Here is a 22342-nt window from a genome sequence, read left to right on the forward strand (position 1 = left end):
TTCTGGGCTTGCCCGGCAATCCGTCACTGTTCCTGAAAGCTAGTCGACTAGCGTGACAATGTCAAGATAAATCGTACCAGATCGGTTCGCGTACCAAAATGGCGTCAGCTAGCCTTGCGCCGCCACCAGCGTCGATCGGCGAGTACCGCCTGGGCCGCATTATGTCCCGGCGCCCCGGTCACCCCGCCGCCCGGATGCGCGCCCGAACCGCATAAATACAGTCCTTTCAACGGCATGCGGTAATCCGCCGATCCGATCATCGGCCGCGCGCTGAACAATTGGTCGAGCCCCATCTTGCCGTGGAAGATGTCGCCCCCGATCAGCCCGAACCGCCGCTCGAGGTCCAGCGGCGAGTGGATCTGCCGCCCGAGAATCGATTTCGCGAACCCCGGCGCATGGCGTTCGACCGTCGCGATGACGGCGTCGGCGGCCGCCTCGCGTTCGTCGTCCCAGCTCCGCCCAACGCCCAGATCGTAGCGAAAATGCTGGCAAAACAACGATGCGACATGCTTGCCCTTCGGCGCAAGGCTGTCATCCAGCGTCGACGGGATCAGCATTTCAATGATCGGGTCATGCGCCCATCCATCGGTCCGCGCCTGCAGATAGGCGGTGTCCATATAGGCCAGGCTCGGCGCCATGATGATCCCCGCGGTCAGATGATCTCCCCGCCCCGGGAGCACGGTGAAGCTTGGCAGCCGGTCGAGCGCCACGTTCATCCGGAACGTCGCGCTCTCGCACGCCCACCGCTTGAAGTGTCCTTCGGCCTGTACACTGACCGCTCCCGACGGGACCAGTTTTTCGAACAATAGCCGTGGGTTGACGTTGGCAATGACCGTGTCCGAGCGCCACGCCTTGCCCCCCGATATCACCCCCGCCGCGCGGCCCTTTTCGACGATGACCTCGTCGACCGGGGAATTGAGGACGATATCGACCCCCGCCTCGCGCGCCGCCTTGGCCATCGCCTGGCTGATCGCGCCCATCCCGCCGATCGCGTGACCCCACGCCCCGGCGACCCCGGCCGCCTCACCAAAGAGGTGATGGAGCAAAACATAGGCTGTCCCTGCCGAATAGGGCGAGGCGAAGTTGCCGACGATCCCGTCGAACCCGAACAGCGCCTTGGCGAGGTCGCCCGTGAAATGCCGGTCGAGGATGTCGCCTTCGGACTTGGTCGCATAGTCGTGGAGGATGCGAATCTCGTCGGTCGACATGCCGACCACGTCGCGTCCCAGGCTGAGCAGCGACGGCAACCCCCCTGCCCCGCCCCCAGGCCCCGGAGGCGCCCGCAGCAACCACTTCTTGATGAGCGGCACGACAGTGTCGAGCTCAGCCAGATACCGGTCATAGGCCGGCCCGTCCTCCGGGTGATGGCGAACCAGTTCGGCTCGGGTCAGTCCTTCTCGCCCACCCAGCAGATACTTGCCATCCACCCCGGGTAGAAAATTGTCGATCTTGCGAAGGACCACCTTCAGCCCGTGTCGCTCGAGCTCCAGATCCTTGATCACCGTCGGATTGAGCAGGCTGACGGTATAGCTCGCCGCCGAGTTTCTAAAGCCCGGATGGAACTCGTCGGTTACCGCTGCCCCGCCAACGGTTCCGGCCGCCTCGAGGATAGTGACTTTCAGCCCCTTCTTCGCCAGATAGGTTCCGCACACCAAGCCGTTATGGCCCGCGCCGATAATGACGACCTCACCGCTCATCGCATCAACACCAGTTCTTCGGCCATCGTCGGATGGAGTGCCACTGTCGCATCAAAGTCTGCCTTGGTCAGCCGCGCCTTGACCGCAATCGCGGCCGCCTGGAGGATCTCTGGGGCATCGGGTCCGATCATGTGGATCCCCACAATCCGGTCCGACGCTTCTTCGACCACCATCTTGTAAAGGGACCGCTCGTTGCGGCCGGCCATGACATTCTTCATTGCACGAAAGTCCGAGGTAAAGACCTTGATCGAACCCAGCCGGTTCCGTGCTTCGCCCTCGGTCATCCCCACTCCGGCGATCGGCGGATGGCTGAAGACGGCGTTTGGCACGCAGTCATAATCCACCTCGAATGGCGGCTTGTCGCCAAACTGTGTGTCGGCAAAGGCCTGCCCCTCCCTGATTGCGACTGGGGTCAACTGGATTCGGTCGGTTACGTCCCCGATGGCAAAGACGCTCGGCACATTGGTCCGCGCGGCACTATCAACCTTGATTTCGCCCCGTTCGCCGATGGTAATGCCGAGTGACTCAAGCCCAAGTCCTTCAATATTCGGCTTGCGCCCCACGGCATAAAGCACTTCGTCGACTACGATATCGTCGCATCCTGCCATCGTCAGTTGTAACCCGCCATGCTCGGCCCGCGCGATCGCTTCGATGCTCGAAATGAATTTGAAGTCGATCCCCTTGGCGATCGAAATTTGGAGCAAACGGTCACGCATCGACTCGTCGTACCCACGAAGGATCGTGTCGGAGCGGTTGACGAGTGTCACATGAGCACCGAATTGGTGAAAGACCCCGGCGAATTCATTGGCGATATAGCCGCCACCGACGATCACGATCCGCTTGGGCATCTTCTTTAAGTGGAAGACTTCGTTCGACGTAATGGCGTGCTCGATCCCGGGGATCTCGGGCAAGAACGGCCGCGCGCCTGTAGCGATCAGTATCTTCCCGGCGCTGAGCGTGCTTCCCGACGCAAGCCGGACCTCATTGGGGCCAGTGATGGTGGCACGCTCCAGGAACGTCTCGACCTTGTTGCTCTTGAGAGTCTCGTTATAAAGCCCTTCGAGCCGCTTTACTTCGGCCTGGACGTGATCGCGAAGGATCGGCCAGTCGAAGCGTTTGGTCGGAACGTCCCAACCGAACATTGCCGCATCGTTCAGATCCTCGGCAAAATGGGCGCCATAGACGAGCAATTTCTTGGGAACGCAGCCGCGGATAACGCACGTCCCCCCGACCCGATACTCCTCGGCCACTGCCACCCGAGCACCATGCGCTGCCGACACGCGCGATGCCCGCACCCCGCCCGACCCGGCTCCGATGACGAACAGGTCATAATCATATCTGCTCACAGCCCGGCCCTTTCGATCAGCGCCCGGGTCGAAGGATCGAACCGATCACGCTCGGCCGGGTCATCGATCGCCCGCGCCATTTCCTTGCCTAATTCGACGCCAAATTGGTCGAACGGGTTGATCCCCAAAAGAACTGCATTGGCAAGGACACGGTGTTCGTAAAAAGCCAGCAACGCTCCAAGCGTGCGTGGATCGAGCCGATCGAGCAGGATCGTTGCCGAGGGTCGATTTCCTGGATAGGCCCGCGCACCGTCGTCACTCGTTCGCCCGGTCATCAGCGCCGCGCCTTGCGCAAAGGCATTTAGCAGCAGCTGGCGGTGGTGCGTATCGTCCTGCCCATCCTCATGTTCGATCACCGCCACAAACTCAACGGGCGAGACGACGCTGCCCTGATGAAGCAACTGGAAAACTGCGTGCTGGGCATCGGTGCCAACCCCGCCCCAGGTAACCGGAGCGGTGCGACGGCCGACCGGCTCACCATCGGTCGTGACCAATTTTCCGTTCGATTCCATTTCGAGTTGCTGGAGATAGGACGGGAGCAACCGGAGCCGCTCGTCATACGCGAATACAGCCCGTGTTTCGCATCCCAGCAATTGCGTGATGGTGAGGTCGCCGAACGCCGCCATCAGCGGCACATTCGCGCGGCCATCGGCAAAACGAAAATGGCGGTCGACCTCGGATGCCCCTTCGAGCAGTTCTTCGAATGCCGGCCATCCGAGCGCCAGCGCGATCGAGAAGCCGACTGTCGACCATAACGAATAACGTCCCCCGACGGCCTCCGCGAAGGGCAGCACACGTGTCGAATCCACGCCAAATTCGACCGCTGCTTCTGGCGCCGCGGTGATCGCGATCAAGCGCCCGAACGGGTCCTCGACACCGGCGTCCGATAGCCAGCCGAGCGCCGCCGAGACATTGGTCAGCGTCTCGATCGTGGTAAAGGTCTTGGAGACAGCGGCAACCAATGTGGTGTGAGGGTCGAGCCCGGCGACGGCATCCTCGAACGCCTGGCCGTCGATGTTCGACAGGATGCGGACGTCGTAGCGCGAGCCTTCGCGGCCGAGCGCATCGATTACCAGGTCGGGCCCGAGCGCTGACCCGCCGATGCCGATGTGGAGCACTCCGGTGACATCGCCGAATGCCCCCGCCTCGATCGCGTCGACAAGCGCGCGCATCCGGACGTGGGTCGCCGCCGCGGCAGCATTGGCCTCGGCAGATCCCGATCCGCGTTCGGCGACGTGGCCGGCAGGACGGCCTTCGCTGGGGTTGACGATCCCGCCGGTGAACAGCGCCTCGCGAGTGGCAGCGAATCCGCGCGCTTCGGCCAGCGCCTCGAACTTGCCGACCAGAATTTCGTCGAGAGGGAGTTTCGACCAGTCGAACCAGATCCCGCCGAGCCCCAGCGAAAGACGCTCGGTCCGCCCCGGATCCTTCGCGAACAGCACGTCGAGTGGCTCGACCTCATGCCCGTCGATCGGGCCCCAATCACCATTGTCCATGCGCTCGCGTCTAGGCGCGGCCGGGCGATATTGCCATGCCCCTGAACGCGATTTCAAACCTTCGTGCCTTGACCTTGGCGGTCTCGCCAGCAAGGACCGGGCATGGCCACTGCTTCGCTTCCCGTCCCCCAGACCAAGAGTAAAAAGCCAAGCTTCCTGGGCAGCCTGCTGCGCTTTGCGATCATCGCCTGGGTGCTGCGCTGCCTGCTGCTCGAGCCCTTCTTTATTCCCTCTGGATCGATGCAGCCGACAATGGCGATCGGCGATTATCTGTTCGTCGAGAAATGGTCGTACGGCTATTCGCGCTATAGTTTCCTGTGGCAGTTCCCGCCGATCGGGGGGCGGGTCCTAGGGTCGCTTCCCGAGCGGGGCGACGTGGTGGTGTTCAAGCCGCCAGGGCGCGAGCAGGAGAGCTGGGTCAAGCGAGTGATCGGACTGCCGGGAGATACGGTCGCGGTGGACAATGGGGTGGTGATCCTCAACGGCAAGCCGGTCGAGCGGGTCAGGGTGGCCGATGCGGCGATCAGGGTGAGCGCCAACAGCCCGTGCCGGACGATCGGAATGGCACCGCAAGTGCAGACGCTTGGACACGGTGTCGAGGCTTGCAACTACCCAGCCTACATGGAAAAATTGCCGTCGGGCAAAAAGTTCGTGACTCTGGATCAAAGCGACACGTCCGCGGATCATTTCGGACCCGTAACGGTGCCCGCCGATACGGTGTTCATGATGGGCGACAATCGCGACGACAGCGAGGACAGCCGCTTTTCGCCGAGCATCGGGGGAGCGGGTTTTGTGCCCGTCGATCACCTGGTCGGGAAAGTCGGCTTCATCTTCTGGTCGACCGACGGCAGCGCGTCATGGGTCAAGCCCTGGACCTGGTTCAGCGCGCTCAGGACCGACCGCATGGGCCATGGCTATTGAGCGCGATCGATACCTTTGTCGCCACGCTGATCGGGACTCAGCCCAGGGACCCCGCCCTGTTTGCGCGGGCGATGACCCATGGCAGCAGTTCGGCGGGCGAGACTTATGAGCGGCTCGAGTTCCTCGGCGACCGGGTGCTTGGGCTGGCCATCGCGGCATGGCTGTACGAACGCTTCCCGAGCGAACCCGAAGGCAAATTGTCACGCCGTTACAATGTGCTGGTGGCGCGCGAGACGTGCGGCGAGATCGGTCGGACGATCGGGCTTCCGGCGCACATCAGGCTTGGCAAGCAGGCCCGCGACGACCGCGCCAACATGAGCGACAATGTCATCGGCGACGTCGTCGAGGCGCTGCTGGGGGCGCTCTACCTCGATCAGGGGCAGCCCGCCGCCGACGCCTTTGTCCGCGCGCATTGGGCGCCCTACCTCGACGAACAGCGCGGTGCCCCGGTCCATCCCAAGTCGGGCCTCCAGGAAGTGGCTGCGGCGCGTAACCTGGGCACCCCGACCTATGAACTGATCGCCCGGGTCGGCGCGCATCATGCCCCGACCTTTCGCGTCAAGGTCAGCGTAGCGCGCGGCGGCGAGGCCGAGGCCGAAGGCACAAGCAAGCAGGAAGCCGAAACCGCGGCAGCTGCGATCCTATTGGAAAAGATGAAAAAATGACCCAGAAATGCGGGCTGATCGCCATCCTGGGCGCGCCCAATGCGGGCAAGTCGACGCTGGTCAATGCACTGGTCGGCGAGAAGGTCGCGATCGTCAGTCCCAAGGCGCAGACCACGCGCGCGCGGCTGATGGGAATTGCGATCGAGGGTGAAGCGCAGCTCATATTGGTGGACACGCCCGGCATTTTCGAGCCCCACCGGCGATTGGACCGGGCAATGGTCGCCGCCGCGTGGGAAGGCGCCGAGGATGCCGACCGGACATTGCTGGTGATCGATGCCGCGGCCAAGGTCGGCGCGCGGGTCGAGGCAGCGCTGTCAGGGGTCGAGGGGCGGACCGAGCCGCTCGTGCTGGTGCTCAACAAGGTCGATATCGCCAAGAAGGACGCGCTGCTGACGCTGGCGCAGGATTTGTCATCACGGCTGAAGCCCGAAGCGGTGTTCATGATCGCGGCGTCGAACGGCGACGGAGTGGCCGACTTGAAGGCCTATCTGGCCGCCGCAATGCCCGAGGGACCGTGGCATTATCCGGCGGACCAGCTGAGCGACGCGACCGACCGGATGGTCGCGGCGGAGATTACTCGCGAGCAGTTGTACCTGCAGCTTCATGCCGAGCTGCCCTATGCCAGCGCCGTCGAGACCGAGAAATGGGAGGATCGCAAGGACGGGTCGACCGTCATTCACCAGCAGATATTGGTCGAACGCGACAGCCAGAAGGCGATCGTGCTGGGCAAGGGCGGCGCGCAGTTGAAGAAGATCGGCCAGGCGGCAAGGGAGGCGATTGCCGACCAGCTGGGCCGCAAGGTCCATCTGTTCCTGCACGTGAAGGTCAATCCCAAATGGGACGAGGACCGGGGATTGTACAAGGATATCGGGCTGGAATGGGCGGACTGAGGCTCTTTTCGCCATGCTCCATGGGGAGGGTCAGGCCAGCATCTCCTCCACCCACTTCGGTACTTCGACCCCCGCCTTGCCAAGGCGAACCTCGTCGAAAAAGATGCTGCCTTGGCTAGGTTCGAGGTTGATCTCGACGGTGTGGGCGCCGCAATATTTCGCGGTCTGGACATAGCCCGCGGCGGGATAAACCGCGCCCGAGGTGCCGATCGAAACGAACAGGTCGGCGTTGCGAAGCGCGGCTTCGATACGGTCCATGTCGTAGGGCATTTCGCCGAACCAGACGATGTCGGGGCGCAGCCGGCCGGGGGCGGCGCAGGCGGGGCAGATTGCGGCCTCGCTCATCGAGCCGGTCCATGGGACGCGCGAGTCGCAGGCAAGGCACCACGCCTTGAGCAATTCGCCGTGCATGTGCACCAGCCTTTGCGCCCCGGCGCGCTCGTGCAAGTCATCGACATTCTGGGTCACGATCAGCAGCTCGCCCGGCCATTCGGCATCGAGCAGCGCCAGCGCCTCGTGGGCGGCATTTGGAACTACCTCGTCTAGCCGTGCTCGCCGCGCGTCGTAGAAAGCGTGGACCAGCGCGGGGTCGGCGGCAAAGCCTTCTGGAGTGGCGACGGCTTCGACCTTGTGCCCTTCCCACAGCCCGTCGGCGGCGCGGAAGGTGGCGACTCCGCTTTCGGCCGAGATGCCGGCGCCGGTGAGGATGACGATATTGTCGGGTTTGCACATCAAATTTGCTCCGGGTTCGCGGGCAACATAACAGGTCGTTAAGGCCTTCGTCCCTAGCCTGCGCCGATGCTCGGCCTGCCGCCCTTGAAAAATCCGCTGCGCTCGCGCGATCGCCACCCGCTCGAGGCGCGGATTTGCGCTGCTTTCCAGCCGATCGTCGACATCGTGTCGGGCGAAGTGTTCGCCTATGAAGCGCTGGTGCGCGGCGCGGGCGGGCAGTCGGCGGGCGAAGTCCTCTCGTGGATCGGTGACGACAACCGCCGCGAGTTCGACCAAGCGTGCCGGGTCAATGCAATCCGCGGCGCGGTGGAAGCGGGGATCCTCAACACGCGCGCCAAACTGTCGATCAACTTCATGCCGACCGCGATTCAAAGCCCGCACGAGGATATCCAGCTGACGCTGCGCACGGCGCGCGAAGTGGGCTTTCCGAGCGAGCGGCTGATGTTCGAATTCGGGGCGGCGGACCTGTCGAGCGTCGAGCATCTACGCGGCATCATCCGCACCTATCACGAGCTTGGCTTCACCACCGCGATCGACGATTTCGGGGTCGGCCATTCGGGGCTCGGTTTGCTGGCGGAAGTCCAGACCGACCTGATCAAGGTCGACATGAAGATCATCCGCGAGATTGATAATAGCCCGGCGAAGCAGGCGATCGTGGAGGCGCTGGTCGGGCTTGCTCGGCGGCTGCGGATGGGATTGATCGCCGAGGGGGTCGAGACCGACGGGGAGCTGACCATGCTGCGCGGGCTGGGGGTGCGGCTGGCGCAGGGCTATCTGATCGGGCGGCCGGCGATCGGGCAGCTGTCGGCCTTCCCGCCGCTGTTCAACCAGGGGATCGGCGAGCGCCGCCGCAAGCTGGCATAAGTAACGGTTTCTGTGCCACAATCCGGCCATAAATCATTGACATTCCTGTCAGTAGCGCCGAGAGTCGCGGGCATGACCAGCGTCCCCTATCATCACAAAATCGGCATCTTGCCGGCCGACATCGACCATATGGGGCACGTCAACAACAGCGTGTATCTGAAGTGGGTGCAGGAAGCCGTCGTCCGTTATTGGGAGACGATCGCGCCTCCCGAGGCGGTCGCCCGCCATTTGTGGGTCGCGCTGAGCCACGAGATTAAATATCGCCGCCCGGCCTTCCTCGACGACCTGGTGGTGGCCGACGTCATCGCCGAAAAGGTCGAAGGCGCGCGCGCCGCGTTCACGACGCTGATCATGCGCGGCGAGGACGTGATCGCCGAAGTGAAGAGCAGCTGGTGCTGCCTCGACGCGGTATCGAAGCGCCCGGCCCGACTGGCGCGGGACATCATCGCGCGGTTCATGCCGCTGGCTTGAGGCGCGGCGCGGCGTTAGGTTTGCGCCATGACCAAGGGCATCGTCCGCATCGGTATCGGCGGCTGGACTTACGAGCCGTGGCGCGGGGTGTTTTATCCTGTGGGGTTGCCCCATCGCCGCGAGCTTGAATTTGCCGCGGCGACGTTCGGAGCGATCGAGATCAACGCGACCTTCTATGGTCGCCAGTCTCGGGCGAGCTGGGCCAAATGGGCGGGGGCCGTGCCCGACGGCTTCCAGTTTGCGATCAAGGGCTCGCGCTATTGCGTGACCCGGCCGAGGCTGGCCGATGCCGGTGAGGGGATCGGGCAGTTTCTCGCACAAGGGATGAGTCTGCTTGGCGACAAGCTTGGGCCGTTGCTGTGGATGCTGGCGGCGCGGCGCAGGTTCGAGCGCGAGGATATGGCGGCGTTCCTAAGGCTGCTGCCCGCGCGGCATGACGGAGTGACGCTTCGCCATGTGATCGAGCCGCGCCACGAGAGTTTCCGCGATCCGGCGTTTTTCGAGCTGTGCCGCGACCATGATGTGGCGGTGGTGTTTGGTGATGACGACGAGTTTCCGTGCATCGATGCCGACACCGCGAGCTTCCGCTACGCGAGGCTGCAGCGGATGCGCGAGACGATTGCGACGGGGTATGACGAGGGCGATCTCGACCGGTTCGCAAGCATGGCGCGGGCGTGGGGCGAGGCCGGGCGCGATGGCTATCTGTTCCTGATCAACGGCGCGAAGGTGAGAGCACCGTCGGCGGCGATGGCGCTGCAGGAACGGCTGGGCGCATAGAAAAGCCCGGCGCGAGGAGGACTCGCGCCGGGCCGTTTTTCCGTGTTGCTCAGCGGTTACCAGCGACGTTGTGGCGCACCTGGAAGACGCGGCCGCTGCGGACGTTGACCAGCAGCAAGTCGTTGCCATAGCGCACCCAGCGAAGGTTCGGGCGCGGCGCGGCGACGTTGTAGCGGCCATAGTCGTTGACCCAGTAACGCTGGCCGTAAAAGGCCGGGCGCAGTTGATAACCCGACGTCACCGGCTGATAGCGCCAGCCGCGATAAGGCGAGACGTAGGCGACGCGATTGCGCTGATAATCACGGCGGTCACGCTGAAGCTCACGACGGTCATGGCGAAGATCGCGGCGATCCTCGCGGATTTCGTGGCGCCGATCCATGCGCTGCGCGTCTTGCGCGCTCGCCATGGTCGGAAGTGCGGCAGTCGCGGCCAGCATCGCGGTCAAGATCATCTTACGCATGGTTCATACTCCAAATGTGGGGCGAGGCTGCTTCATCTCGTCCGTTTCCCACCCTGTTGCCGGGTATAAGCGATGGCCGATGAACCGGTTCCAAACGCAATGGTCAGGCAGGAGCAAGGCGCGGCAGAGGCCGCATCGGCAGCGGACGATGTTAATTTGTGTTAGGAGCGACTCGGGGCGTCATGGTTAATCCGGCCCCGGAACGACGCCCTGTATCGGCGTTCGGCCGGTGCCGACGCCGTTCCCCTGGAAGAGCTGATGTGGGCATCCCGCCCACGACAGGGGGAGATGGTGCAATGAACAAGTTTGCATTGGCCGCGCTTGGTGCGGTGGCGTTCAGTCTTGCGATGCCGGTAGCGGCACAGGAAATGCCGCTAAAGAATGGCGATTACTGGGTGATGAGCCGGATCAAGATCGATGACGGCCACGCCGGCGACTATGCCGATTACCTCGCCGGGGCGTGGCGCAAGCAGATGGATTGGCAAGTCTCCAAGGGCTATATCAAGGGCTACAAGATCCTCGACAACGTCAACCCCCGCGTCGACGAGGCCGATGTCGTGCTGGTGACGATGTTCGACCATATGCCGACCAACGCCGAGGGCGAGGCGCGTAACGCGGCGCTCAACGCCTATCTGGCGACGACCGACCGGGCGATGGAAGCAGGCAGCGGCGAGCGCGCGAAATATCGCCATCGCGTCGGATCCATCCTGTTGCAGGAGCAGGTCTGGCGCAAATAGAATGGCGTGATCGATGGGGGGCGGCGTTGCACCGCTCCCCACTTCGCCCCATGAAGCGGCGATGAGCAATTTGCCGCTGACCATCGCCCTTACCGCCCCGAACGGCCGGATGGGCCGGGCGATCACCGACGCCGCGGCCGAGGATGGCGCGGTGCGGATTGCCGACGATGGCGACGTGCTGGTCGATTTTTCGGCCCCCGAAGCGCTGCGCGGAAGCTTGGCGCGGGCGGTGGCGTCCGGGACCCCGTTGCTGATCGGAACCACCGGACTCGACGCGGGCGGCGATGCCGATATCGCTGAGGCGGCGCGACAAGTGGCGGTGTTGCGCGCGGCCAATACCTCGCTCGGGGTGGCGCTGATGAGCGATCTTACCGAGCGCGCGGCGCGGGTGCTGGGCACGGCGTGGGATATCGAGATCGTCGAAATGCACCATGCGCGCAAAGCCGATGCGCCGTCGGGGACTGCGCTGGCGCTGGGCGAGGCGGCAGCGGCGGGGCGCGGGGTGAGCCTGGCCGAGCATAGCGAGCGCGGGCGGGACGGGACCGGGCTGGTGCGAGTCGCAGGCAATATCGGCTTTGCGAGCCTTCGCGGCGGGACGGTGGCGGGGGACCATGACGTGATTTTCGCCGGGCCGCAGGAGAGACTGATCCTGTCGCACCGGGCCGAGAGCCGGGCGATCTTTGCGCGCGGTGCGATTGCGGCGGCGCGGTTCCTGCATGGCAAGCCGGCCGGACTTTATTCGATGGCGGACGTCGTCGCCGCATCATGAACAAGGCGGACGTGTTCGAATTTTACCGGCGGCTGGCCGAGCTCAACCCCGAGCCCGAGGGCGAGCTGGAGTGGACGACGCCTTACACGCTGCTGATCGCTGTGGCGCTGTCGGCACAGGCAACCGACGTCAGTGTAAATATTGCGACCCGGCAATTGTTCGCGGTGGCAAATACGCCGCAGGCGATGCTCGAGCTGGGCGAGGAAGGGGTGCGCGGCTTCATCAGGACGATCGGGTTGTTCAACACCAAGGCGAAGCATGTCATCGCCCTGTCGGAGATTTTGATCGAGCGGTTCGAAGGCGAAGTACCGCGCGACCGGGCGAGTCTGGAAACGCTGCCCGGGGTCGGGCGAAAGACTGCCAATGTCGTGCTTAACACGGCCTTTGGCGAGCCGACGATCGCGGTCGACACGCATTTGTTCAGGGTTGCCAACCGGACGAAGCTCGCGCCGGGAAAGACGCCGCTAGCGGTTGAATTAAAGCTGATGAAAGCGACGCCCGGACCGTTTCTGCGACATGCCCATATGTGGCTGATCCTCCACGGGCGTTATATCTGCAAGGCGCGCAAACCCGAGTGTTGGCGCTGCCCGGTTGAGGATCTTTGTCCGTACAAGCCGAAGACGCCTGCTCCGAAAGCGAGCGCCTCAGTCGCGGTCGAAGCGGCCGCCTAGCCCGGTCAGCAGCTCATACTGCGACATGCCGCTGGCAGCCGAGGCAGTCGGGAGGTCGTAGGCGATGTCGACCCAGTCGCCTTCGCGCAAGGCCGGGGCAGCGCCGCAATCGATCGCGATGAGGTCCATCGACACGCGCCCGACAATTGGCAGGGTTGCACCGTCATGGGTTGCCGACCCGGTCCCTGAAAAGCCGCGCCAATAGCCATCGGCATAGCCCAGGTTGAGGATCGCGACCTGAGTCTCGGCGGCGGCCACGAAGGTCGCGCCATAGCCGATGCTTTCGCCCGCTGGCACGATCCGCCGCTGGACAATTTGCGCCTGGGGGAAGGCAACCTGTGCGATGTGGCCGACAGCCTCGGCGCGCGGACTGCCGCCGTACAGTGCTAGCCCTGGGCGAACGAGGTCGAAGCTATAGTCGCGACCGAGACAGATGCCGGCCGAATTGGCGAGGCTTGCGCGGCGTGCCGGGATTGCCGCTGCGATGCCCTGGAAGCGGGCCAGCTGGGTGTCGTTGAGGGGGTGATCCTGATCGGCGCAGGCGAGGTGGCTCATCAGCGTGTCGATGTGGAGGCCATCGGCGGCGGCCAATTGTTCGGGGCGGAGGCCGAGACGGTTCATGCCGGTATCGACCATCAGGTCGCAGGTCCGGCCGGGTGCGACCTGCTTCCACCGGGCGACCTGCTCGATCGATGATAGCACCGGGCGCGCCGTGCTCGCCAGGGCAGCGGAGATGTCGTCGGGGCCAACGCCGTGAAGAATGCTGACCGATGCGTCCTCCGGCAGCGGACCGAGCCGATCGGCCTCGTCCCATGTTGCGACGAAGAAATCGCGGCAGCCGGCGGTGACCAACGTGTCGACCGCCAGCCGTGAGCCAATGCCATAGCCATCGGCCTTGACCGCCGCTCCGCAGGCCGTGCCCGAGCGGTCCGCCAGCCAGCGCCAATTGGCGGCAAGCGCTGCAGTATCGATGCGAAGGCGGAGCGGGCGGTGCATGCGAGGGGATTAGCGCCTCGTCGCCCGCCGTCCAGTCAGAATAGCCGCGCGCCGTTGGCCACGGGCTGGTCGGGAGCGAACAGCACCACTGCCCCGGCGGCATCGGGAAAGCCGACGGTGAGGACTTCGGACATGGCCTTGCCGATCTGGCGCGGGGGGAAATTGACGACTGCCGCGACCTGGCGGCCGATGAGCGTGTCGGGGCTGTAGTGCTCGACGATCTGGGCACTCGATTTCTTGATGCCGATGGCGGGGCCGAAGTCGATCTCGAGCTTCCACGCCGGGTTGCGCGCCTCGGGGAAAGGGTGGGCCGCCACAATCGTGCCGACGCGGATGTCGACCTTGAGAAAGTCGTCGAAGCTGATGACAGGTGCGGCGGGGGCGTTGGCATCGGGAAGGGCGTGGGTCATGGCATGATCTCCGACGGTCGAACAACGCCGCACTCGCTAGATTCGTCCCACCGCAAGCCGTCGGGAAAACGGCATTCGATGCCCGACAGCGCGTCGCGTGCAAACAGTTTCATGTTGACGCCCATCCGGTCGCCGCCGCCATGGCGGGCGACATATTCGGGCAATGCAACCCAGTGGGTCGGCGATCCACACTTTCCGCAGAAATGAAGGGCGAGCGCGGTTTCGGCCAGGTCTCTGCGCCGGTAAGCGGTGGTATCCCCGTCGATCCGCACTTCGTCGGGTCGAAAGTAGCCCCACAGCCCGCCGCGCGTGACGCACAATGTGCAGTTGCAGTCGTTCAGATATTCGGGCGGGCGATCAAGCTCGATCGTGACACGGCCGCAATGGCAGGCGCCGGCAAGGCTCATTCCACCGTGACCGACTTCGCCAGGTTGCGCGGCTGGTCGACGTCGGTGCCTTTGGCGACAGCGACATGATAGGCGAGCAGTTGAACCGGGACGGCGTAGACCAGCGGCGCGATGAGGGGGTGGACCTTGGGCATGGTGATCGTCGCGATCGTGCCCTCCCCGGCCTCGGCGATCCCCTCGGCGTCGGAGATTAGGATGATCTGGCCGCCGCGCGCGCGGACCTCCTGCATGTTGCTGACGGTCTTTTCGAACAGCGGCCCTGACGGCGCGAGGACGATCACCGGGACATGCTCGTCGATCAGCGCGATCGGGCCATGCTTCATCTCGCCGGCAGCATAGCCTTCGGCGTGGATGTAGCTGATTTCCTTCAATTTAAGCGCGCCCTCGAGCGCCATCGGATAGTCGGGCCCACGCCCGAGGTAGAGCACGTCGCGTGCCGGGGCGACGAGGTGCGCCATGGCGGCGATTTCCTCGTCATGGCCAAGCGCCTCGTTGATCGCGGCGGGGGCTTCGTTGAGGTGGGTGACGAGCTCGCGTTCTTCCTCGCGGGTAAGGTGGCCGCGGGCGCGGGCGAGGTTGGCACTGAAAGCGGCGAGCACCGCCAGCTGGCACGAGAAGGCCTTGGTCGAGGCGACGCCGATTTCTGGCCCGGCGCGGGTGGGCAGGAGCAGGTCGGCCTCGCGCGCCATCGAACTGGTGGGCACGTTGACGACGACGGCGATGACCTGTCCGTGCTCGCGGGCGTAGCGGAGTGCGGCCAGCGTGTCGGCGGTCTCGCCCGATTGGCTGATGAACAGCGCCAGGCCGCCGGCTTCGAGGACGGGTTCGCGATAGCGGAACTCGCTCGCGAAATCGAGGTCGACGGGGACGCGGGCGAACTGCTCGAACCAGTATTTGGCGACCATTCCGGCGTAATAGCTCGTTCCGCAGGCGACGATCGTGACGCGCTTGATGCCCGCCAGGTCGAGGCTGGTGTCGGGCATGGTGACTTCGCCGTCGAACGCGCGGACATAGGATTGGAGGGTCTGGGCGACGACGAGGGGCTGCTCGAAAATCTCCTTCAGCATGAAATGCGGGTAATTGCCCTTGCTGATCTCCTCGGCAGTGGCGCCCGACTGAACGATTTCGCGAGTCACTGGCTGGTTGTCGCGATCATAAATTTGCACATTGTCCCGCGTCGCGACGACCCAGTCGCCCTCGTCGAGATAGGCGATGCGCTGGGTCAGGGGCGCCAGCGCGAGCGCGTCCGAACCGAGGTAGTTTTCGCCATCACCATAGCCAACCGTCAGCGGCGCCCCCATCCGTGCGCCGATGATCAGGTCGGGATAATCGCGGAACAGGAAGCTGATCGCGAACGCCCCGATCAGACGCGGGAGGACAGTGGCGACGGCGGTTGCGGGGTCGGCGCCACCTTCGACTTCGCGCGCGACGAGGTGCGCGACGACCTCGCTGTCGGTCTCCGACGTGAACTCGCGCCCCTCGGCGAGCAGCTCGTCGCGGAGCAGTTTGAAATTCTCGATGATGCCGTTGTGGACCAGCGCGACCGGGCCGACAATGTGCGGGTGCGCGTTGCTGACGGTCGGCTTGCCATGGGTTGCCCAGCGGGTGTGGGCGATGCCGACATTGCCGGCGAGCGGTTCTGCATCGAGCGCACCGCGGAGGTGCTCCAGCTTGCCCTCGGCGCGGCGGCGCTCGAACTGGCCGTCGACGACGGTGCAGATACCGGCCGAATCATAGCCGCGATATTCAAGCCGCTTGAGCCCGGCGAACAGGCGTTCGGCGACGGATAACTTGCCGACGATCGCAACGATTCCACACATTTACGATATTTCCTTCTTGGCGGTCTGGCGACCACGAAAACGCTTGGCCCAGCCCGCAAGGCCCTTCTGCTCAGGCCGCGCAATGCCCAGTGCGTCGGGCTCGACGTCTTTCGTCACCACGCTGCCCGCGCCGACGATCGCGCCGGCACCGATCGTCACCGGAGCGACCAGTGCGCTGTTCGAGCCGATGAACGCACCTTCGCCGATCACGGTTCGGTATTTGAAATAGCCGTCATAATTGCAGGTGATCGTGCCCGCGCCGATGTTGGCCTTTGCCCCGACGTCCGCGTCGCCGAGATAGGTCAGGTGATTGGCCTTGGCGCCCGGGCCGAGCCGCGCTTTCTTCATCTCGACGAAATTGCCGACCTTGGCGCCCTCGTCCATGACGGCACCGGGGCGGAGGCGGGCGAAGGGGCCGACTTCGCAATTTGCGCCGATGGTAGCGCCCTCGATATGGCTGAAGCCGCGGATCGTGGCGCCGCTGGCGATGGTGACGCCGGGGCCGAAGAAGACGTTGGGCTCGATCGTGACATCGGCGGCGATGACGGTGTCGGCGGCGAGCCAGACGCTTGGTGCGTCGATGAGGGTCACGCCGGCCGCCATCATCTCGGCGCGGCGGCGTTGCTGCCACTCGGCTTCGGCGGCGGCGAGTTCGGCGCGGCTGTTGATCCCGATCGCCTCGATCGGTGCGCCCTCGACCGCGACCGCCGCAATGCCTTCGCCGGCCGCCACGGTGACGAGGTCGGGAAGGTAATACTCCTTGGCCGCATTGTCGTTGCCGACGAGCGGCATCCAGCGCCGCAAGTTCGCGGCCGACAGCGCCATCATGCCGCTGTTGCAGAGAGTGGCCGAACGTTCAGCGGGGCTGGCGTCCTTATATTCGACCATTTTCGCGACGCGGTCGCCGGCGCCCAGGATAACCCGTCCATAGGCGCCGGCGTCGGGTGGGGTGTGGGTCAGGACGACGATCCCCGGCGCGTCGGGGGCACCGAGACGGGCGATCATCGAACGCAGCGTATCGGCGCCGACGAAGGGCGTATCGCCGTAGAGGATCAGCACATTGCCGTCGAAGCCGTCGAGCGCGGGGAGCGCCTGTGCGACGGCGTGCGCGGTGCCGAGCTGGTCGGCCTGAAACGCGGTCCTGACTCCGCGCGGCAAGACGGCGGCCTCGACCTGCTCGCGACCCTTGCCAACGACGACGATCTCGCGCGCCGGGGACAGCGCGGCGACGGTGTCGAGCAGGTGAAGCAGCATCGGCTTGCCCGCGATCGGGTGAAGCACCTTGTGGGTGGCCGACTTCATCCGCGTCCCCTGCCCGGCGGCGAGGATGATGACGGCGAGTGGCGCGGCAAGTAGGGCGGCGGGGGTGTCAGGCGATGTCATGGCCGCGGCTCATGCCACGCCCGCATCCCCCGCGCCACTTGCAAGATCAGGACTTGGGCGCGTCACCGCCGCCCTTCGGCGTGGGCGGCTTGGGCGAGGCCCGCTTGCGCGCAGCCGCCCCGCGTCGAGCCGTCGAGGTAGCGCGCTTGGGCGCCGAGCGCGGCTTGGGCGCGGGCTTGGCGGTGTTCTTGGCCGTCCTAGCTGACGCCGGAGCCGCAGCAGCGGCGGTCGCGACCTTCGGCTTGGGGCCGGGCTTTGCGCGCGGCTTGGCGGGCGCCTTCGCCGCTGTCGCGCGCTTGGCCGTGCTGGCCTTCTTCGCCGATGTCTTGGCGGGCGCCTTTTTGCCCGCAGTGCCGGTCGCCTTGGCGGCAGCACTCATCACCGAATGGGCGGCACTCGATGCACTTGCGCCAATCTCGTCGCTCCACTTGCCCGACAGCACGCGCTGGGCGGCGTCAGCAACCGCTTCCGCAATCAACGTGCCGAGCTTCGATGCGCTCGACATCACCGCGGTCGCGGCGCTTGAGGCGCTGTCGGCAGCGTCCATTCCGGCGTCCCGGATCTTACGCCGGGCGGTCGGGCTGGCGGCGATTGCGGCCGCGGCGGCAGTCAATCCGGCGGCCAGCATCTCGCGACTGACCGCGGCTTTTGCCAGCCGGTCGATCGTGGTTTCTCCGCTGCCTTTGCTGCTGCCCGATTTGGTGGTCGATTTGGCCATGTCTGCCCTCCGCTTGAATGTGTCGCTGACAAGACGGTTCACGTGCGAAACGGTTCCGTCAAGCGCGCAGCAGCACGCGGGAGCGCTGACCACATAAGTAAAGGGAGCTGCCACCCGATGGTAGCAGCTCCCCCGACATGGTCAGCGGCCGGAGTGTTCCAGCCCGGGAGACCCTAGCTGGCGGTTAGGCCAGCGTCCCCCGAACGAACGAACCCGACCTCTTAACTGAACCATGAGACATCGGATCACCTCCTTTCGCTGTGTTGAGTGGCACCACGAAGATGAGTCGGATCGGGCAATAGTGCAAGTGGAATTTGCACCAGATATTCGCTTTTTTTACGAGCGTTGAAAAAGTGCCAGCCTTAGCTCGCCAGCTTGTCGACCTTGGCCTGAAGCGCGGCCAGTTCGGCGCGCAGTTTCGCCACTTCAGACGGATCCCCTTCGGCCGGATCGGCAGCCCTCGCAGCACCACCGACGGCTCCCGGGCGAAGCGCCGCAGTCGCCTGCTCGAACATCGCCATGTTGCGCTTGGCAAGGTCGGCGAGCGGATTGGCGGTGATCGCGTCGCGCATCGCATTCTGGTTGCTCTTGAAGGCGTCCATCGCGGCATCGAGATAGGATGGCACCGCGCCCTGCATCGAGCCACCGTACAACCCGATCAGCTGGCGCAGGAAATTGACCGGCAACATGGTCGATCCGCGCGATTCCTCGTCGACGATAATCTGCGTCAGCACAGTGTGCGTGATGTCCTCGCCCGATTTTGCATCGAGCACTTCGAATTCGCGTCCCTCGCGGATCATCGCCGCCAGCCGATCGAGGGTGATATAGCTCGAACTCTCGGTGTCGTAGAGGCGCCGATTGGCGTACTTCTTGATCGTCACCTTGCCGCCAGTCTTGCCCATGTTCTACGCTCCGCCGTGAGATGACCGACAGACTAGCACCGCCGAACGTTGCGCTGCAACAAATCGCTTCGCCGCTGCAGAACGGTTTGCAGCATAAACATGCCCCGCGCCCGCTGCCGCTGTTCTTGTCGCTGGTCGGGGATGTGGCGCGTGACGATCCGGCGCTGGCGCGGCGAGCACTGGCCGGGCTGGCGCGCTATGGTGAAGCGAAGCGCGACCCGCTGCCCCCGGGGCACTCCGCGGTCGCCAGCGTCAGGGGCGCGTCACTGCGCGATCTTGGCGGCAATGGCTCGACCGTGGTGTTGATTCCCTCGCTGATCAATCCGCCGCTGGTGCTCAACCTTCCCGGTGCGTCGTTGGCCGAGGCACTGGTTGGTCAGCATCGAGTCCTGCTGGTCGACTGGGGCTTCGCCGGACCGCGCGCCGAAATCGATCTTGGTGGCCATGTCGAGCAGTTGCTCATGCCGCTGCTAATGGCGCTTGGCGAGCCGGTCGCGCTGGCGGGTTACTGTCTTGGCGGGACGATGGCGCTGGCTGCGTCCAACCTTGCCCCGGTGACGCGAGTCGCGACGCTCGCCGCACCATGGGATTTCGATCAGTATCCGCGCGAGGGGCGCACGGCGCTGGGCGCGCTGTGGCAACAGTCGGAACCGACCGCCCGGGCGCTCGGGGTGCTTCCGACCGAAGTTCTCCAGGCGGCCTTCTGGTCGCTCGATCCGCGCGGTATCGTCGCCAAATACGCCCGCCTTGCTGACGAGCCCGAGGGCAGCGTCGCGCTTGCCCGCTTCGTCACGCTTGAAGACTGGGCCAATGACGGCGAGCCCCTGCCCCTCCCGGCGGCGCGCGAGTTGATCGAAGCGCTATTCATCGACAATCAGCCGGGCAACGGAAAATGGCGGGTCGGCGGCGCGATCATTCGGCCCGACACCGTGCCCGCGCTCCACTTCACCGCCAAGGCCGACCATATCGTCCCCGCCGCCAGTGCGCCGCCCGGTGAGCGGCACGCCGTGTCGGCAGGTCATGTCGGGATGATCGTCGGCAGCCGCGCCCGGGAAAGCCTCCACCGGCCCCTGCTCAATTTCCTAGCGTAACAACAACTCGCGGTCGGCGACCGGGCCGAGGCGCAACATCAACAGGTCGCGCAGGTAATTCTGGCGCAGCCGCCACGGGTGGCGAGTGCCCTGCCGCGGCAAGGTCGATGCCGCTCGTGCGACATAGCCTGAACTGAAGTCGAGCAAGGGCGCGTCGCCAGCATCCCCCACCACACGCGGCGTAGCGATGGTCGCGCCGCGCCGGTCCATCGTTGCGATCAAACGGCAAATCCATTGGCTGGTAAGGTCGGCCTTCAACGTCCACGACGCATTAGTGTAGCCGAAAGTCAGCCCAAGGTTCGGCACTCCGCTCAGCATCACGCCCTTGTAAGAGAGGCAGCGGGCGGGATCGATTACAGCGCCATCGACGAAGAAACGCGCCCCGCCGCCGATCTGAAGCTCCAGCCCGGTTGCGGTCACCACCACGTCGGCATCCATACGGCGGCCGTCGGCCAATATGATGCAGTGATCGCCGAAGCGGTTCACCTCGCCAGTCGTGACACTCGCCGTCCCAGCGCGAAGGGCGGCGAACAGATCGCCATCGGGGACGAGGCACAGTCGCTGGTCCCACGGCCGATAGCGCGGAGTGAAGTCGGCGGGAACGAACCGGTCGGCCAGTTCGCGCTTGACCAAGCCGATCAGCTTGCGCGCGATCCATTGCGGCCGTGCCCGCGCGAGCCTGAAGAAAAGCTGCCCGGCGATGATATTCTTGGCCCGCACGAACCGGTGAGCGAAGGCTTTCGGCAACCACCGCTGCGCCCGGGCGGCGATGCGGTCGACCGAGGGGCGCGCAACGATATAGCTCGGCGAGCGCTGGAGCATCGTTACGTGCGCCGCAATTGAGGCCAAGGCCGGGACCAGGGTCACCGCCGTCGCCCCGCTGCCGATGACGATTACTTGCTTGCCGCTAACGTCGAGGTCGGCGGGCCAGAACTGGGGATGGACGATCGATCCCGCGAACTGCTCTTCCCCCGGCCAGGTCGGGCGGTGTCCACGGTCGTAGCGGTAATAGCCGCTGCACAGCATGAGGAAGGAGCAGCCAAGTTCAATCCGCTCACCCCCGCGGTCGATCTCGAGTGTCCAACGCCCCTCCCCGCTTGACCAGCGCGCCGCGACGAGGCGCTGGCCGAACCGGATATAGGGGACGATACTGTGCTCGCGTGCAGCCTCTTCGATATAGTCGCGGATCGCCGGCCCGTCGGCAATCGCGCGGGCGTCGGTCCACGGCTTGAAGCTGTAACCCAGGGTCGACATGTCCGAATCCGATCGCACCCCGGGATAGCGGAACAGGTCCCACGTCCCGCCGATCGCCTCGCGCGCCTCGATGATGGCGAAACGCTTGCCGGGCAGGTTGCGCCGAAGGTGAACCGCAGCCCCGATCCCCGAAAGGCCGGCGCCGACAATGACGACATCGAGCGGTTCAGGGGAATTGGGTCGGTCGATCATCGCCCGGGCTTAGGCGACCGCCCCGGGAGCGACAACTCGCCTTGCCCGCCGCCCTGCCTCACGCTAAGCGATCGGCAGCACGCACCCATAGCTCAGCTGGATAGAGCGCTGCCCTCCGAAGGCAGAGGCCAGAGGTTCGAATCCTCTTGGGTGCGCCACTTCCTGCCAACGGGGACAAGACCATGACGAGCAACCAGGGCGGCTGGACGCTGAGCAAGGTCGACCTTCGATCGCCGGTGATGGACAATGTCTGGCCGGTGGCGCGGCTCGAGCTGCTTCACCCGGTACGCGGGAGAGTGACCGATATCGGCAAGGCGCCGGGCGCATTCGACGCCGCGTTCATTGCCGCGGGGCATATCCTCGGCATCGAGCCGCGGCTGCTTGCCTATAATGTCGTGTCGACCTTTTCGCCCGAAGAAAGCGCGCTCCAGATCCGCATCCAGGTCGAGCTTCAGCTGGGCGACAAGACCGCGACGGGCAGCTCTACGGGAGTCGACCTTCTGCGCTGTTCGCTGATGGCGTGGCTTGAAGCGGCGCAGGCACTGACCCCAGCCGAGTAACGGGGGTAAGCTGTCATGAAGATTTCACAAATCTCGTGCGGAACCTACCCCCGGGGCCACCGGTTGGGGGCGGGATGCGAAGCGGCCGGGGTGGGTAGGCTTTATCGCGAGAC

General features: G+C 65.0%; 24 protein-coding genes and 1 tRNA gene. 12 read left to right on the forward strand and 13 right to left on the reverse strand.

Annotated elements, in window-relative coordinates; all coding sequences use genetic code 11:
* Nucleotides 1-104: 104 nt before the first annotated feature.
* Genes U1700_RS11175 through pgi form a run of 3 tightly spaced genes read right to left on the reverse strand, consistent with a single transcriptional unit; the run spans nucleotide 105 to nucleotide 4539 of the window.
* Nucleotides 105-1697, reverse strand: coding sequence for a phytoene desaturase family protein (locus U1700_RS11175; RefSeq protein ID WP_332752735.1), 1593 nt, complete (start codon nucleotides 1695-1697; stop codon nucleotides 105-107).
* The gene (gene gorA / locus U1700_RS11180; protein ID WP_332752736.1) at nucleotides 1694-3043 is read right to left on the reverse strand and encodes a glutathione-disulfide reductase; all 1350 of its coding nucleotides are present in this window, start codon (nucleotides 3041-3043) and stop codon (nucleotides 1694-1696) included. The genes U1700_RS11175 and gorA overlap by 4 nt, the downstream gene beginning before the upstream one ends.
* Entirely contained in the window at nucleotides 3040-4539 is a 1500-nt protein-coding gene (pgi, locus tag U1700_RS11185) for a glucose-6-phosphate isomerase (protein ID WP_332752737.1), read from the reverse strand. The genes gorA and pgi overlap by 4 nt, the downstream gene beginning before the upstream one ends.
* A gap of 102 nt (nucleotides 4540-4641) precedes the next feature.
* Between pgi and lepB the strand changes: the two genes are divergently transcribed.
* From lepB to era, 3 genes are read left to right on the forward strand one after another with little or no spacing between them, the layout of a single operon-like run.
* The gene (lepB, locus tag U1700_RS11190) at nucleotides 4642-5460 is read left to right on the forward strand and encodes a signal peptidase I (protein WP_332752738.1); all 819 of its coding nucleotides are present in this window, start codon (nucleotides 4642-4644) and stop codon (nucleotides 5458-5460) included.
* The gene (gene rnc, locus U1700_RS11195; protein WP_332752739.1) at nucleotides 5457-6125 is read left to right on the forward strand and encodes a ribonuclease III; all 669 of its coding nucleotides are present in this window, start codon (nucleotides 5457-5459) and stop codon (nucleotides 6123-6125) included. The genes lepB and rnc overlap by 4 nt, the downstream gene beginning before the upstream one ends.
* Nucleotides 6122-7015 (forward strand): GTPase Era, encoded by an 894-nt coding sequence (era, locus tag U1700_RS11200; RefSeq protein WP_332752740.1) that lies wholly within the window; start codon nucleotides 6122-6124, stop codon nucleotides 7013-7015. The genes rnc and era overlap by 4 nt, the downstream gene beginning before the upstream one ends.
* A 30-nt stretch (nucleotides 7016-7045) precedes the next feature.
* Here the strand turns inward: era and U1700_RS11205 are convergent, their stop codons facing one another.
* Entirely contained in the window at nucleotides 7046-7747 is a 702-nt protein-coding gene (locus tag U1700_RS11205) for an NAD-dependent deacylase (protein WP_332752741.1), read from the reverse strand.
* 84 nt (nucleotides 7748-7831) lie between these two features.
* Here U1700_RS11205 and U1700_RS11210 point away from each other — a divergent pair, with 84 nt between their 5' ends.
* From U1700_RS11210 to U1700_RS11220, 3 genes are all read left to right on the forward strand, one after another.
* Entirely contained in the window at nucleotides 7832-8611 is a 780-nt protein-coding gene (locus tag U1700_RS11210) for an EAL domain-containing protein (RefSeq protein ID WP_332752742.1), read from the forward strand.
* A 72-nt stretch (nucleotides 8612-8683) separates the two neighbouring features.
* A complete protein-coding gene (locus U1700_RS11215; protein WP_332752743.1) occupies nucleotides 8684-9082 on the forward strand; it encodes an acyl-CoA thioesterase in 399 nt (132 codons plus the stop codon).
* A 27-nt stretch (nucleotides 9083-9109) separates the two neighbouring features.
* Complete coding sequence (locus U1700_RS11220; RefSeq protein ID WP_332752744.1) at nucleotides 9110-9859, forward strand: DUF72 domain-containing protein; 750 nt, start codon at nucleotides 9110-9112, stop codon at nucleotides 9857-9859.
* Between the two features lie 49 nt (nucleotides 9860-9908).
* On the opposite strand, the gene U1700_RS11225 is transcribed toward U1700_RS11220, so the two are convergent.
* Nucleotides 9909-10319, reverse strand: a complete 411-nt coding sequence (locus tag U1700_RS11225; protein WP_332752745.1) for an RcnB family protein — start codon at nucleotides 10317-10319, stop codon at nucleotides 9909-9911.
* Between the two features lie 296 nt (nucleotides 10320-10615).
* On the opposite strand from U1700_RS11225, the gene U1700_RS11230 reads away from it, so the two are divergent.
* The 3 genes from U1700_RS11230 to nth all read left to right on the forward strand — a co-directional run bounded on the left by U1700_RS11230 (nucleotide 10616) and on the right by nth (nucleotide 12496).
* Nucleotides 10616-11056 (forward strand): hypothetical protein, encoded by a 441-nt coding sequence (locus U1700_RS11230; protein WP_332752746.1) that lies wholly within the window; start codon nucleotides 10616-10618, stop codon nucleotides 11054-11056.
* Between the two features lie 61 nt (nucleotides 11057-11117).
* Nucleotides 11118-11825 carry a 4-hydroxy-tetrahydrodipicolinate reductase gene (gene dapB, locus U1700_RS11235; RefSeq protein WP_332752747.1) on the forward strand — a complete coding sequence of 236 codons (708 nt, stop codon included), beginning with the start codon at nucleotides 11118-11120 and terminating at the stop codon, nucleotides 11823-11825.
* Nucleotides 11822-12496: an endonuclease III gene (gene nth / locus U1700_RS11240; protein ID WP_332752748.1), complete on the forward strand. Its 675-nt coding sequence runs from the start codon at nucleotides 11822-11824 to the stop codon at nucleotides 12494-12496. Before dapB ends, nth begins: the two co-directional genes overlap by 4 nt.
* Here nth and alr read toward each other — a convergent pair.
* The 7 genes from alr to phaR form a co-directional block, all read right to left on the reverse strand.
* Nucleotides 12470-13492, reverse strand: coding sequence for an alanine racemase (alr, locus tag U1700_RS11245; RefSeq protein WP_332752749.1), 1023 nt, complete (start codon nucleotides 13490-13492; stop codon nucleotides 12470-12472). The two genes, nth and alr, sit on opposite strands and share 27 nt — an antisense overlap.
* A 35-nt stretch (nucleotides 13493-13527) precedes the next feature.
* Nucleotides 13528-13902 carry a tRNA-binding protein gene (locus tag U1700_RS11250; protein WP_332752750.1) on the reverse strand — a complete coding sequence of 125 codons (375 nt, stop codon included), beginning with the start codon at nucleotides 13900-13902 and terminating at the stop codon, nucleotides 13528-13530.
* A complete protein-coding gene (locus U1700_RS11255) occupies nucleotides 13899-14309 on the reverse strand; it encodes a GFA family protein (protein WP_332752751.1) in 411 nt (136 codons plus the stop codon). The genes U1700_RS11250 and U1700_RS11255 overlap by 4 nt, the downstream gene beginning before the upstream one ends.
* On the reverse strand, nucleotides 14306-16129 hold the full coding sequence (gene glmS, locus U1700_RS11260; protein WP_332752752.1) for a glutamine--fructose-6-phosphate transaminase (isomerizing): 1824 nt from the start codon (nucleotides 16127-16129) through the stop codon (nucleotides 14306-14308). Before glmS ends, U1700_RS11255 begins: the two co-directional genes overlap by 4 nt.
* Nucleotides 16130-17512 carry a bifunctional UDP-N-acetylglucosamine diphosphorylase/glucosamine-1-phosphate N-acetyltransferase GlmU gene (gene glmU / locus U1700_RS11265; protein ID WP_332752753.1) on the reverse strand — a complete coding sequence of 461 codons (1383 nt, stop codon included), beginning with the start codon at nucleotides 17510-17512 and terminating at the stop codon, nucleotides 16130-16132.
* A 46-nt stretch (nucleotides 17513-17558) separates the two neighbouring features.
* Complete coding sequence (locus tag U1700_RS11270; RefSeq protein WP_332752754.1) at nucleotides 17559-18230, reverse strand: hypothetical protein; 672 nt, start codon at nucleotides 18228-18230, stop codon at nucleotides 17559-17561.
* A gap of 362 nt (nucleotides 18231-18592) precedes the next feature.
* On the reverse strand, nucleotides 18593-19132 hold the full coding sequence (gene phaR / locus U1700_RS11275; RefSeq protein WP_332752755.1) for a polyhydroxyalkanoate synthesis repressor PhaR: 540 nt from the start codon (nucleotides 19130-19132) through the stop codon (nucleotides 18593-18595).
* Between the two features lie 86 nt (nucleotides 19133-19218).
* On the opposite strand from phaR, the gene U1700_RS11280 reads away from it, so the two are divergent.
* Nucleotides 19219-20223, forward strand: a complete 1005-nt coding sequence (locus U1700_RS11280; RefSeq protein WP_332752756.1) for an alpha/beta hydrolase — start codon at nucleotides 19219-19221, stop codon at nucleotides 20221-20223.
* Here U1700_RS11280 and U1700_RS11285 read toward each other — a convergent pair.
* The gene (locus U1700_RS11285; RefSeq protein WP_332752757.1) at nucleotides 20215-21669 is read right to left on the reverse strand and encodes a flavin-containing monooxygenase; all 1455 of its coding nucleotides are present in this window, start codon (nucleotides 21667-21669) and stop codon (nucleotides 20215-20217) included. The genes U1700_RS11280 and U1700_RS11285 overlap by 9 nt on opposite strands.
* A gap of 81 nt (nucleotides 21670-21750) precedes the next feature.
* On the opposite strand from U1700_RS11285, the gene U1700_RS11290 reads away from it, so the two are divergent.
* Nucleotides 21751-21827: transfer RNA gene (locus tag U1700_RS11290), tRNA-Arg, on the forward strand.
* Between the two features lie 24 nt (nucleotides 21828-21851).
* Nucleotides 21852-22229, forward strand: coding sequence for a hypothetical protein (locus U1700_RS11295; protein ID WP_332752758.1), 378 nt, complete (start codon nucleotides 21852-21854; stop codon nucleotides 22227-22229).
* The last annotated feature ends 113 nt before the right edge of the window (nucleotides 22230-22342 follow it).

This window comes from Sphingomonas sp. RB1R13 (genome assembly GCF_036663775.1).
GTDB lineage: Bacteria > Pseudomonadota > Alphaproteobacteria > Sphingomonadales > Sphingomonadaceae > Sphingomicrobium.

Excerpts from the sequence above, each read along its gene's own strand:
- lepB (WP_332752738.1), top strand. The coding sequence starts at position 4,642 with ATGGCCACTGCTTCGCTTCCCGTCCCCCAGACCAAGAGTAAAAAGCCA.
- U1700_RS11205 (WP_332752741.1), bottom strand. The coding sequence starts at position 7,747 with ATGTGCAAACCCGACAATATCGTCATCCTCACCGGCGCCGGCATCTCG.
- U1700_RS11295 (WP_332752758.1), top strand. The coding sequence starts at position 21,852 with ATGACGAGCAACCAGGGCGGCTGGACGCTGAGCAAGGTCGACCTTCGA.
- glmS (WP_332752752.1), bottom strand. The coding sequence starts at position 16,129 with ATGTGTGGAATCGTTGCGATCGTCGGCAAGTTATCCGTCGCCGAACGC.
- U1700_RS11225 (WP_332752745.1), bottom strand. The coding sequence starts at position 10,319 with ATGCGTAAGATGATCTTGACCGCGATGCTGGCCGCGACTGCCGCACTT.
- U1700_RS11220 (WP_332752744.1), top strand. The coding sequence starts at position 9,110 with ATGACCAAGGGCATCGTCCGCATCGGTATCGGCGGCTGGACTTACGAG.
- era (WP_332752740.1), top strand. The coding sequence starts at position 6,122 with ATGACCCAGAAATGCGGGCTGATCGCCATCCTGGGCGCGCCCAATGCG.
- U1700_RS11285 (WP_332752757.1), bottom strand. The coding sequence starts at position 21,669 with ATGATCGACCGACCCAATTCCCCTGAACCGCTCGATGTCGTCATTGTC.
- U1700_RS11270 (WP_332752754.1), bottom strand. The coding sequence starts at position 18,230 with ATGGCCAAATCGACCACCAAATCGGGCAGCAGCAAAGGCAGCGGAGAA.
- pgi (WP_332752737.1), bottom strand. The coding sequence starts at position 4,539 with ATGGACAATGGTGATTGGGGCCCGATCGACGGGCATGAGGTCGAGCCA.
- phaR (WP_332752755.1), bottom strand. The coding sequence starts at position 19,132 with ATGGGCAAGACTGGCGGCAAGGTGACGATCAAGAAGTACGCCAATCGG.
- U1700_RS11230 (WP_332752746.1), top strand. The coding sequence starts at position 10,616 with ATGAACAAGTTTGCATTGGCCGCGCTTGGTGCGGTGGCGTTCAGTCTT.
- nth (WP_332752748.1), top strand. The coding sequence starts at position 11,822 with ATGAACAAGGCGGACGTGTTCGAATTTTACCGGCGGCTGGCCGAGCTC.
- U1700_RS11215 (WP_332752743.1), top strand. The coding sequence starts at position 8,684 with ATGACCAGCGTCCCCTATCATCACAAAATCGGCATCTTGCCGGCCGAC.
- dapB (WP_332752747.1), top strand. The coding sequence starts at position 11,118 with ATGAGCAATTTGCCGCTGACCATCGCCCTTACCGCCCCGAACGGCCGG.
- U1700_RS11255 (WP_332752751.1), bottom strand. The coding sequence starts at position 14,309 with ATGAGCCTTGCCGGCGCCTGCCATTGCGGCCGTGTCACGATCGAGCTT.
- alr (WP_332752749.1), bottom strand. The coding sequence starts at position 13,492 with ATGCACCGCCCGCTCCGCCTTCGCATCGATACTGCAGCGCTTGCCGCC.
- U1700_RS11175 (WP_332752735.1), bottom strand. The coding sequence starts at position 1,697 with ATGAGCGGTGAGGTCGTCATTATCGGCGCGGGCCATAACGGCTTGGTG.
- U1700_RS11250 (WP_332752750.1), bottom strand. The coding sequence starts at position 13,902 with ATGACCCACGCCCTTCCCGATGCCAACGCCCCCGCCGCACCTGTCATC.
- glmU (WP_332752753.1), bottom strand. The coding sequence starts at position 17,512 with ATGACATCGCCTGACACCCCCGCCGCCCTACTTGCCGCGCCACTCGCC.